General features: G+C 33.5%; 10 protein-coding genes. 3 read left to right on the top strand and 7 right to left on the bottom strand.

Annotation, left to right across the window (positions count from 1 at the left end; genetic code table 11):
• Window positions 1–27 precede the first annotated feature (27 nt).
• The 6 genes from rnr to CKV65_RS02915 form a co-directional block, all read right to left on the bottom strand.
• On the bottom strand, window positions 28–2,514 hold the full coding sequence (gene rnr, locus CKV65_RS02940) for a ribonuclease R (protein ID WP_027890906.1): 2,487 nt from the start codon (window positions 2,512–2,514) through the stop codon (window positions 28–30).
• 20 nt (window positions 2,515–2,534) lie between these two features.
• Complete coding sequence (locus CKV65_RS02935) at window positions 2,535–3,269, bottom strand: alpha/beta hydrolase (RefSeq protein ID WP_027890905.1); 735 nt, start codon at window positions 3,267–3,269, stop codon at window positions 2,535–2,537.
• 87 nt (window positions 3,270–3,356) lie between these two features.
• Window positions 3,357–3,587, bottom strand: coding sequence for a preprotein translocase subunit SecG (gene secG, locus CKV65_RS02930; RefSeq protein ID WP_081654882.1), 231 nt, complete (start codon window positions 3,585–3,587; stop codon window positions 3,357–3,359).
• Between the two features lie 81 nt (window positions 3,588–3,668).
• Window positions 3,669–4,166, bottom strand: a complete 498-nt coding sequence (locus CKV65_RS02925) for an LptA/OstA family protein (protein WP_036254994.1) — start codon at window positions 4,164–4,166, stop codon at window positions 3,669–3,671.
• Window positions 4,166–5,014, bottom strand: coding sequence for an amidohydrolase family protein (locus CKV65_RS02920; protein WP_036254992.1), 849 nt, complete (start codon window positions 5,012–5,014; stop codon window positions 4,166–4,168). The genes CKV65_RS02925 and CKV65_RS02920 overlap by 1 nt, the downstream gene beginning before the upstream one ends.
• Before the next feature lie 130 nt (window positions 5,015–5,144).
• Window positions 5,145–5,744: a Uma2 family endonuclease gene (locus tag CKV65_RS02915; protein ID WP_051177664.1), complete on the bottom strand. Its 600-nt coding sequence runs from the start codon at window positions 5,742–5,744 to the stop codon at window positions 5,145–5,147.
• 226 nt (window positions 5,745–5,970) lie between these two features.
• Here CKV65_RS02915 and CKV65_RS02910 point away from each other — a divergent pair, with 226 nt between their 5' ends.
• The 3 genes from CKV65_RS02910 to CKV65_RS02900 all read left to right on the top strand — a co-directional run bounded on the left by CKV65_RS02910 (window position 5,971) and on the right by CKV65_RS02900 (window position 10,721).
• Window positions 5,971–6,825, top strand: a complete 855-nt coding sequence (locus CKV65_RS02910) for a tetratricopeptide repeat protein (RefSeq protein WP_051177663.1) — start codon at window positions 5,971–5,973, stop codon at window positions 6,823–6,825.
• A 277-nt stretch (window positions 6,826–7,102) separates the two neighbouring features.
• Window positions 7,103–9,727, top strand: a complete 2,625-nt coding sequence (locus CKV65_RS02905; RefSeq protein WP_027890901.1) for a heavy metal translocating P-type ATPase — start codon at window positions 7,103–7,105, stop codon at window positions 9,725–9,727.
• 109 nt (window positions 9,728–9,836) lie between these two features.
• Complete coding sequence (locus tag CKV65_RS02900; protein ID WP_051177662.1) at window positions 9,837–10,721, top strand: penicillin-binding transpeptidase domain-containing protein; 885 nt, start codon at window positions 9,837–9,839, stop codon at window positions 10,719–10,721.
• A 62-nt stretch (window positions 10,722–10,783) separates the two neighbouring features.
• On the opposite strand, the gene CKV65_RS02895 is transcribed toward CKV65_RS02900, so the two are convergent.
• Window positions 10,784–11,977 carry an MFS transporter gene (locus CKV65_RS02895; protein ID WP_027890899.1) on the bottom strand — a complete coding sequence of 398 codons (1,194 nt, stop codon included), beginning with the start codon at window positions 11,975–11,977 and terminating at the stop codon, window positions 10,784–10,786.
• Between the last annotated feature and the right edge of the window lie 74 nt (window positions 11,978–12,051).

Here is a 12,051-nt window from a genome sequence, read left to right as displayed (position 1 = left end):
TCACCCTTCATTTTTCAAATCAATTTATTATTTTCTTCTCTTTCTTTTAGAAGCTTTATCTTTTGTTTTTCTATCTGAACCATTTTTGCGATGTGATTTTTTATTGTATATATCATCATAAAATTTATGGCTCTTGACTTTTTTCTTAGCAATATTTTTACTGTGCTTTTCTTTAGATAATTTATCCTTGCGCACTCTATCTGTCAATTTTTCTTTTTTATGTTTACGTTTTTTTGCTCTTCTTGATGGTTTTTCTTCTTTAATATCATTATCTACCGCTTTTTTAGCAAAAAACTTTTTATCAACATCTTCAACGCCTGTAAGTATCGGCTTTGCAATGATATCATCTTCTAAAAATAACGGCATTTTACCATTGTCTTTTAAGATTAAATCAATAGCTCGCTCTTTAATACTAGCGCGTGTTAAAATGACAGTTACTGGGTCGCCCAAGCGATAGCGGAAATTTGTTGCTTCGCCAACTAAAGCGTATTCACTCTCTACATATTCATAATAATCATTTACCATAGTAGATACATGAACAAGCCCTTCAACGCCATTATCCAATTCAACAAATATACCAAAAGCTGTAACACCGCTGATTATGCCGTTAAATTCTTCGCCCAAAAATTGTGCCATGTATTCAACTTCTTTAATCAAAATCGTTTCGCGCTCTGCTTCTGTTGCTATGCGTTCACATTTTGAAGTATGCGTTGCAATTTCTGGCAGACGAGCTTTCAATTTTTCTTGGCGAGCTGTACTCATTTTACCATTTAATTGTTCTTTTAATAAACGATGTACAATTAAATCAGGATAACGCCTAATCGGTGAAGTAAAATGTGTATAATACTGTGCTGCCAAACCAAAATGGCCGAGATTTTCCGCATTATACCTAGCTTGTTGCATACTGCGCAATGCCACTGCTGAAATTATCTTTTCTTCTGGCTTGCCTTTAATATTGTTTAAAACTTGCTGAATTGCTAGTGGCTCAATTTCACCATCTTTATTTCTATTTAAATGTAAATTAAATGTAGCTAATAATTCATTCAGCGCATTCATCTTATCTTCAGTTGGATTTTCATGCACGCGATAAATAAATGGCAAATTGCGCTGTGCCATATGCTGGGCAACTGTTTCATTAGCGACAAGCATACATTCTTCAATGATGGACTCGCCTAAACCGCGTTCTCGTTTTATAAGTCCAACAGCTTGTCCTTTAGCATTTAATTTTACCTTTACTTCCGAAATATCAAAATCTATCGCTCCGCGTCTATTGCGACGAGCAAATAATCTTTCTCTAACTTCCTTTAATATATCGAGCAATGGCAAAATATCCTGATTATCCGATATCACTTGTTCATCTTTTTCCACTAAAATCTTATTGACTAAATTATAAGTCAAACGGCGATATACATGAATTACTGCTGGAGCAATTTCATATTTTACAACTGCACCATTGGCATCAATTTCCATTTCAGCGCACATGGATAAGCGGTCTTCGCCTGCATTTAAGCTACAAATGCCATTGGAAAGTTCCACAGGAAGCATCGGTATTACTCTATCTGCTAAATACACACTTGTGCCTCGATTATAGGCTTCTCTATCGAGTGGCGCAAATGAATGAACGTAATGGCTGACATCAGCGATATAAACGCCAAGAAAAATATTGCCGTTTGGCAATTTTTCTGCGTAAACACCATCATCTAAATCCTTAGCATCTTCGCCATCAATCGTTACAATCTGAAAATCGCGTCTATCTTTGCGATTTTTATATTCTCTCTTACTTGGTTCTGTTTCAATATGTTTAGCTTCTTCCTGCACTTCAAGCGGAAATTCTTCCGTTAAATCATATTGGCGCATAACAGATAAAATATCTACGCCTGGTGAACCAATCCTACCGAGAACCTCTATTATTTTCCCTTCTGGGCTGTGGTTTTTTGTCGGCCATTTAGTGATTTCTGCCACGACCTTCATGCCCACTTTAGCTCCGTTAAAATTGCGCCCTTCAATAAAAATATCTTGATTTAATCTATTATCATCAGGCACAACAAAACCGAATGTTCTACTACTTTCAAAAGTACCAACTACGCGATTGTTAGCACGTTCTAAAATGCGAATAACTTCGCCTTCACGTGTTCTATTTTCATAACTTTTTTCAGCAGTAATACGCACGAGAACTTTATCATTGTTCATTGCTGTTCCAAGCATACCTGATGGAATAAATACATCATTGACTTTAGCTTTGCCCTCTTCATTGCCATTATCAGGAATGACGAAACCAAAACCTTTGGCAGTTATAGACATACGACCAATAACTAAATTCATATGACTAGGCAAACCATATAAACCACTGCGATTTTGAATAAGTAGATTTTTTCTCACTAATTCTTCCATCGCTGGCACTAATTCACGAATTTCTTCATCATGCCAATCAAGCGCTGTAAGTAATTCTTCTTGACTCATTGGCTTTTTTGCACGCTCTTGCATGTACTTCATTATACGTTCTTGTAAACTCATAAAAACCTCATCTATATCAATTAAATTAGAAAATCTTTTATTTCTTTAAATACTTTATCATGTTCCACATCTAGTGTTACTAAATGCCCCGATAATTCTATTTTAAACAATTTTTTATCTTGGCTTTGTACATGGTCGAAAATATATTGACCACTTTCCGCTTTCACTGTATGGTCATTTTCACTTTGTACTACAAGTATCGGCTTTGTCAATTCTGGCAAAATAGCTTTTGTCTTAGCGATTACATCTAAAAGCTGATACACGCAAACAAGCGGTATTTTATTGTACGATACATTATATCGCTTAGCTAATTCTGGCAAATGGCGACGATTTTTGCGATGATAGCGCCCTGCTGAACGTTCTAAAGGTGGAAGTAGGCGCAAATTTCGCTCATTTGCAATGAAAATCGGCGCTGACATAGAAACAACTTTTTTTACTGGAAAATCTATGCCTAAACGAATAGATAAAAGACCACCCATAGATAAACCAATTACAGAAATTTCATCACACCAACCGCGCAATAAATGGTACCCATCGCAAACAGAATGATACCACTGTTGCCAATCTGTATTTGCCATTTCTTCAACGCTCGTTCCATGACCTGCCAATCTAACACCTAAAACAGTATATCCCTGTTTATACAGATAATTTCCCAATAAAATCATTTCTGAAGGTGAACCAGTAAATCCATGGACTAACAAAACACCCTTATGACTACCCCGCAGAAAAAAAGGCTCTGCTCCTTTTTCTATCATGACAAGCCCTCCTTCAATTTTAATTTATCTTAGTTAAAATATTAAAAAAAAGCTCTCTACCCAAATTAATAGATAGAGAACATTTCTTTAATTTGTTATCTTAGCAATGATTACAGTAACAATCATGAATAATACGGCAAAAAATACAGTAAAACGTGCCATCAGTGCATCAAGACCACGAGCACTGCTACTAAAAACCGTTTCATTCTGACCGGACAGACTGCCCATGCCACTTGTTTTTCCTTCTTGCATCAATACAGAAGCAATTAAACCAATCGCAATCAAGGCATCTAAAATCATTAGAATAGTTAATAACATATATCTATCCTTCCCTTAATTCTTAGTTATTTAGACTACTTCCTATAATACCATATATATTACATCAAAGACAATACAATATTATTGAGCGTCAATTATTTTATCTTCTATGACATTGTAATGAACAACATCATAAACATCAACTTTACCATCTTTTGTCACTTCAACGAGATTATCAAATTCAGCAATTTTAGTCTTCCAATTAAAAGAACAACGTTCTGCCTTGATAGTGATATCTGGTCTTTGGAAATTTACATTACCTTTTATAGTAACTGTTTTAATTTCATCAGCAGCATATAGATTTCCGCCAGTAAAATTAATTTGCTGACCTGGTTCTTCTAAATAAATATTGCCATCAGCCCAAACTTCTTTAGTTATCAAATTAACTCTTGCTTTATCTGCCTTAATAGTTCTATCATCTGTTTTTACAACGACATTACCATCTAAAACAAAGCACTTTGTAGTAAAATCAAAATACCTACTATTTGAGCTTATTTCTGGCATAGCTGCAAACGAAGTACTTATCATACTAAGCATAAAAACAAAAGTTAAAATAAACGACCTAAAAGTTTTTCTCATTACACAGTCCTCCATTTATTTAAATAATTCGATATCCTATCAAAAACTTTAATAGCATTATTATAAAAAACATCTTCATATGCAAACTCTGGCACAATTGATTTAATAACTTCAATATATGAAGCAAAATCAACTAACGGCCAATCTGAACCATACATAAGTTTTTTATAGTTACCCAAATAATTAAACCATGTTCTAAATACATCAAGATATGGCTTAAAATGTTCAATCTGGGTTTTTGCTTCAAATTTACCTTCCATTAAACCAGATAAATCAATATAGACATTTTTATTTTTAGCCGCTACTTCTACTGCATCAGCCACCCAAGGTGTACCGCAATGCGCGATAACAAAGCGAACATTTGGAAAATCCACAGCTACATCATCTACAACAAGCGGATGAGAATATTTTAATCTTCCCATAGAATTTGCCGTATCTCCCATATGGAAAACAACTGGCACATCGTATTTTTGAGCTAATTTATAAAAAGGTTTATAAATGTCATCTGTCGCATAAAAAGGCTGATAACCTGTATAAATCTTTATACCTGCTGTTGTATCCTCGTTCATTTTAGCTTCAAAACTGTCTAATACATCTGCTATATTTTCTTTCGTTATAACTGAAGCATCCACGCCTAAACATTGCATCATAAACGGTGGAAATCTATCTTCCCCATGATAAATAATTTGCGGATTGGTATTTGGATAATCACCGCTTTTATCAACACCCATGCCAATGCTAAGCACTATATTATTCTGTTTAAATTGCTGTTTCAACTCATCAAGTGTGCATTTTGCACCGATATTTTCTGCCGTTTTATCAAAAATACCATGCGCTGAAAAATGCATATGACAATCAATTATTCTATCTATTGTTATCACCTTCTTAAATTGATTTTAGCATATATCAGAATCTATTTCCATACTAACGAAAAACGCATTACAAAAAGCTGTAATGCGCTAAAATTATTTTTATATCTCAACGAACTCTAGCAAAAATATCATCTAATTTAATTATAAAATCATCGTAAAGCGAAACTTTTATTTCATCATAAATTTTTATTCGTTCTGCGCTATCTTCTGGCAAAGATTTAATTTTATTTTTCTCTTCATTAGAATAGTGATAATATACATTCTCCAGTTCAAATCGTTTATTTTCGTTCAATAAATACACTTCGATTGAGCGAGAAAAAGTATCTACAATCCAATACTCTTTAACACCAGCTTTTTCATATGCATCTTTTTTCTTACCTCTATCAAAACGAGCTGTTGTAGGAAATAAAATTTCCACTACTAAATCTGGTGCACCATGTACGCCTTCATCATCAACTATATCGGGATTGCACACTATCATGACATCTGGAATAAATCTGTTTTTTTCATCAAGAAAAACATCTACACCATCACTGAACGCTTCACAAGTTTTCCCTTTTAAATATAAACTGAATTCACGTGAAATAGCCGTACAAACTCTATTATGATTTATTCTAGGCCTAGGCGACATCATGACAATTTTACCATCAATTAATTCCTCTTTTATTTTATCAAAATCTTCATTTTTATAAGCTAAATTACTCATATACACTCCCTCCTTATAATTTTCTTTAATTATACCATAAAAAAAATCAGCCCAAATAAAAAATACCTAGTGTAATATAAATAATTATAAATAGAAATTTTGTTACATTATATTAAAAAATTACTTCATACACCAAAATTTTTTATCGATAAAATAAGTATTTAACAATTTTATTTTAAGAAAAATACGGTATAATATAAGAAGATTTTTATAAGGAGTGTTATTGATGAATTTGTCAAAAAATTTTATTGCAAGTATTGTATTCACCTTTTTACTAACATTTAATACAATTTGTTTAGCAGAAAATGCTTCAAATGATGAGGATTATAGTGCTCGAATTGCCTATTATACAATGATGATAGAAAAAAATCCAAATGATGGCGATATGTATTTCAATCGTGCTCTCGCCTATTCTATAATCGGCGGAAATATCAATGCCATCAATGATTATTCTAAAGCTATTGAATTAAATCCTAATGATGCTGAAGCACATTTCAATAGAGGATTTTTATATTATAATGTAGGCGAAACAAAAAAGGCTATTGATGATTTAAATAAAGCCATTGATTTAAAAGATGATTATGCTCAAGCTTACGTTGTACGCGGTGTTGCATATCATCAAATGAACGAAAACAAAAAAGCCATTAAAGATTTAAATAAAGCTATGGAATTTGACACTAAATACCAAGCTATGCGCGGAATTATCTATCAAGATATGGGCGAAAATGAAAAAGCACTTGCCGATTATAACAAAGTTCTCGAAACAAACCCTAGCGAAGACATCTACACCAATAGAGGTATTTTATACACAAAACTCGGCAATAATGAACAGGCATTCGCAGATTATCAAAAAGCCATCGAAATAAATCCAAATTGTGATAAAGCCTATTTCAACAGAGGTATTTTATATAAAATTCTAAATGACAATACAAATGCCCTCAACGACTTTACTAAAGCTATTGAAATAAATCCAAAATACATTGACGCTTATGAGGCTAGAGGAGAAGTTTATCAAGCATTAGGCGATAACGATAAAGCTAATAGCGATTTTGAACGAGCAAATCAATTAATAGCTCATTAATAATAATAATAAAATAATCATCAAGAAGAAGCCAATTTGATATGGCTTCTTTTTTATTTTTAGCTCCATTTAGAAATATTTTTAATCCATTTGAAAAAACTTCATTTTAAAGTGTTGAACTTATTTTGCCATTTGCTATACTTTATTTAAATATTCAAGCAAATATTTGAATATTTAACTGATAAAACATCTCATTTTCATTGCCTTTAAAAATAGAATGATATATAATGTAAGTAATTTAATGGTGATAAAAATTCTCAAGAAAGAAGTGATTTTCTTGCAAAAAAAACATTTCGCTGTTACTGGCATGACTTGTTCAGCTTGCTCGGCACGTGTGGAAAAAGCTGTCAATAAGTTAAATGGAACAAAAGAAGTAGCAGTTAATCTATTAAAAAACAGCATGGTAGTTTCCTTTGATGAACAGACTTTATCTCCTGCCGATATAATAACGGCAGTGGAAAAAGCTGGCTACGGTGCAACTATGCAAGAAGCAAATAATTTAAAAAATAATACATCTACTACTTCTAAGTCTGATGATAATGCTCAAAAAGCTCATCAACAAATGAAACGCCGTTTGATAATCTCTATAATTTTTGCCATTCCACTGTTTTATATTTCAATGGGACATATGCTCGGCGCACCTTTACCTAATTGGTTGACAGGTACAGCCAACGCCCTATCATATGCTTTTACACAATTTTTATTAGTTTTGCCTATTATTTTTGTCAACTTTAAATATTATTCTGTTGGCTATAAAACATTATTTCATCTATCGCCAAACATGGATTCATTAATAGCAATCGGTTCTAGTGCCGCCATCATCTACGGAATTTACGCTATTTACAAAATAGGTTTGGCTTTCGGTGTTAACGATTTAGCCACTGTTGAAAAGTTCAGCATGGATTTATATTTTGAATCGGCTGGCACGATTTTAACTTTGATTACTTTAGGCAAATTCTTTGAAAGTCGTGCTAAAGGCAAAACTTCTGATGCCATCACTAAATTGATGAATTTAGCACCGAAAACAGCTATTAAATTTACAGATGGCGTTGAAGAAGAAATCCTCGTCGATAAAGTGCAATTAAATGATATCTTAATTGTAAAAGCAGGGCAAACCGTGCCTGTTGATGGTATCATAATTGAAGGTAACGGACTTATTGATGAGTCAGCTCTTACGGGTGAGCCTTTACCTGTGGAAAAAGATTTAAATATGCAGGTAATCGGTGGTACAATTAATAAATCAGGCTATTTTAAAATGCGCGTGACAAAAATCGGCGCAGATACAACACTAGCTCAAATAATCAATCTCGTCGATGAAGCGACAAGTTCTAAAGCTCCAATCGCTAAAATTGCTGATAAAGTCAGCGGTGTCTTCGTTCCTGTTGTAATCACCATCGCTGTCTTGACTGCACTTGGCTGGTATATTTCTGGTTATTCACTGGAATTTGCTTTATCCATCGGCATTTGCGTACTCGTCATCTCTTGTCCTTGTGCTCTCGGTCTTGCTACTCCTACTGCAATCATGGTTGGCACAGGTAAAGGCGCAAGCAATGGTATTTTATTGAAATCTGCTGAAGCACTCGAAACGGCACATACTGTTGATACAGTTGTACTCGACAAAACAGGCACAGTTACAATGGGCAAACCTGTCGTCACTGATATGATTTTATTTAATGAAGAAAAAACTTCAAATTTATTGCAAATAGCCGCATCACTAGAAAAATTATCTGAACACCCTTTAGCCGAAGCAATTTTAAATGAAGCTACTGCACAAAATATAAAAACTTTGCCAGTGGAAAACTTCAAACAAATTCCAGGACAAGGGCTTAGCGGTAAAATAAATGATACTATGTATTTTGCAGGCAATAGCCGTTTATTATCGAATAATAATCTATTGACAGATGATATCATTAAAATCAGTGAAAAATTCTCTACCGAAGGCAAAACACCATTATTTTTTGCCTCTTATAAAGAGATTATAGGTATTATAGTCGTAGCTGATGTCATAAAACCAACCAGTCCTCAAGCTATATCCGAATTAAAAAACATGGGCATAGATGTAATCATGCTAACGGGTGATAATGCTAGAACAGCGCAACATATCTGCAATCTTGTCGGCATAAATCACGTTATTTCCGAAGTTCTGCCACAAGATAAAGAACAGGAAATACAAAAACTGCAAAATGCTGGCAAAAAAGTAGCAATGGTAGGTGATGGCATAAATGATGCTCCAGCACTCGCCCGCGCTAATGTAGGCATAGCCATTGGAGCTGGCACAGATATAGCTATTGATTCTGCTGATATCGTTTTAATGAAGAGCGATTTACTTGATGTTGCCACAGCTATAAAACTCAGTAAAGCCGTTATCACCAATATCAAACAAAATCTGTTTTGGGCTTTCATTTACAATATAATCGGTATACCAATTGCTATGGGATTATTTTATACGACTTTCGGTCTAAAACTCAATCCAATGATTGGCGCTCTTGCCATGAGTTTTAGTTCCGTTTTTGTCGTCAGCAATGCTTTAAGATTGCGCTTTTTCCACGCTACACATCAAACATTATCCCCAGCAAAACAAAACACAGTTAAAAATGCTGAAGTAAATATCATTTCAGTAAATATAAACACAAAATCCAAAGGAGATGTTTCCATGAGTTTCTTAGGAAATATATTCAACAAACAATCTGGCACAAAAAAAGTTATCTCTATTGAAGGCATGATGTGCCAACATTGCGTAAAACACGCCACTGAAGCATTACAAAAAATTGATGGCGTAAGCGATGTAACAGTAAGTTTAGAACAAAAAAACGCTGTTGTTTATGTAAATGACAAAGTTACTGATGATATGCTTAAAAATGCTATCATTGAAGCAGGCTATGAAGTAACAGCTATAAATTAATCATCATAAAAAAGACAGCCTTTATTGATTTAAAAGCTGTCTTTTTTAGTATAAATCACTTATAATGAAAAAAATTACATATCACAAAATAATGAAAGGATTTTATTTAATGCGCAGAAAAATACTTTATACTACTATTTTATCCTTATTGACATTTTTATTCGCCACTTGTAGTTTTGCTCAAGAACAGACGTCATCAACAAATTCTCCCCAAAATATAACAGAGCAAATCGATTTAAAAAAATACTTTGATGACTTAAATGGTACAATTATTTTTTATAATCCTGAAAACGAAAAATACATTGTTTATAATGAGCAATTAAGTGAAAAACCATCTTCTCCATGCTCTACATTTAAAATATTTTCCACTTATGTAGGACTTTTAACAAATCATATTGACCCAGAAAACTCACTGCGCCGTTGGAATGGCACAAAGTACTGGATGAATGAATGGAACCGCGACATTGATTTAGACAATGCCTTTAAATATTCTTGCGTATGGTATTATCGTCGTGTCATCGATGATATTGGACAGGAAACAATGCAACAATATCTCAATGAATACAATTATGGCAATAAAGATATCTCTGATTGGAAAGGTGATTTGAATACGAACGAACCTTCCTATGATCTTAAAGGCTTTTGGATAGAGTCTTCACTTAAAATTTCACCAAAAGAACAAACACAAGTTATATCAAAAATCTTTGCCGATTTACAAAAAGCAAATAATCAAGCAGTAATTAATGAAATGAAGCATGTAATGCTTGCCTACGAAAATACAGACCAAAACCTAAAAATCTACGGCAAAACTGGCTACGGCGTTGTAAATGATGAACCAGCAGATGCATGGTTTGTTGGTATGTACGAAGTTAATGGCAAAATAAATTATTTTGCCCTTCGCCTTGATAACCCGAAAAACGCCGAAAGTACCAGTGTTAAAGCAAAAGAAATTGCTATAAACATCATTAAAGATAACGCAGATAAACTTTTCTAAATAACTAAAAAAGGAATGTAGCATTGATATAAATTTTGCTTACATTCCTTTTTTATTTTATATTATTTTAAACGGCGCGCGCGTTCGATAACAAATCTATAATCGTATTTTATTTTAGCGGCTAATCTATAGCTTACAAGTGTAGCTAAGATAGCAAATATACCGCCTGCAATACCTACACTGCCAAGTCCGAATATATCTACAGAGATAGAACCTGCAAAAGCACCTAAAGCGATGCCAACATTGTAGGAAGAGGAAGTCAAAGAACCAGCTAATGCCATTGTTCCAGGATAAAATTTCTTAGAAATCTGCAAATAATACATCTGAGTTGGTGTATTCAACAAATACATCAATAGACCTAAGATAAAAATAGTGATACTTCCAGCGATAAAATAAGTCATAGTGAAAGTCAATAATATAGAAGCGATTGCCTGCAAAGCAAATACAATCCAAAGATTGCGCATACCGCCAATTTTATTTAAAAATGGTGATGTTAAATTACTGATAATAGCTGCTATACCAAAAATGATAAAAGCTAGACTTAGCATATCTTCAGGAAGTGCCAATTTTTCCGCTAAAATAGGTGTCAGATATGTATAAAAACAGTACGAAGCAGAACCGCTTAAAATCATAGCCGAAGCAGCCATAATAATACGTTTATCAGTCAACAATACTAATTGTCCTTTAAGATTGCTAGTTTGTGGCATACTTTTTTTTGGTAAACGTTTTAAGACCAATATGAATAAGATTATGCTTACTATTGTAATAAATGCAAAAGCTGCTCGCCATGAAGCAAATTGGGTGATGAGCATACTGAAAGGCACACCGACAACTGATGCGATATTAAATCCGGCAAATATCAGAGAAATTACAGAAGATGTATACTTTCGCATAGCAACATCTGGCGCAAAAGTCATAGAAATTGAAATAGTAGCACTTGATACAGCCGCTAAAAATACACGTGATGCTACCATCATCGCATAACTTCCTGCTGTCATACAAGCAATATTGCCGACAATGAATAAGAATATTAAAGTGAGCAATGTTTTATGGCGAGGAAAACGCGATAAAAACGCTGTAATAACAGGAGCTCCTATCGAATACACCACGGCAAATACAGAAATTAAAAGACCAGCTTGGGTGATAGGTACATTTAAATCAGTAGCAATATTTGGCAAGATACCAATAATTACATACTCACATGTTCCCAGCGCAAAACTAAGTAAAACCAAAGTAAACACTGATAAATTAAACATAAAATAAAATTTCTCCTTATAAAATATTCAATTTTGAACTACATTATAATTATTTTCATGGATAATTTCAAGTT

This window comes from Megamonas hypermegale, from assembly GCF_900187035.1.
Lineage (GTDB): Bacteria > Bacillota > Negativicutes > Selenomonadales > Selenomonadaceae > Megamonas > Megamonas hypermegale.
The sequence above is the reverse complement of the archived record's forward strand: the minus strand, read 5'-3'. Positions and strand labels throughout refer to the sequence as shown.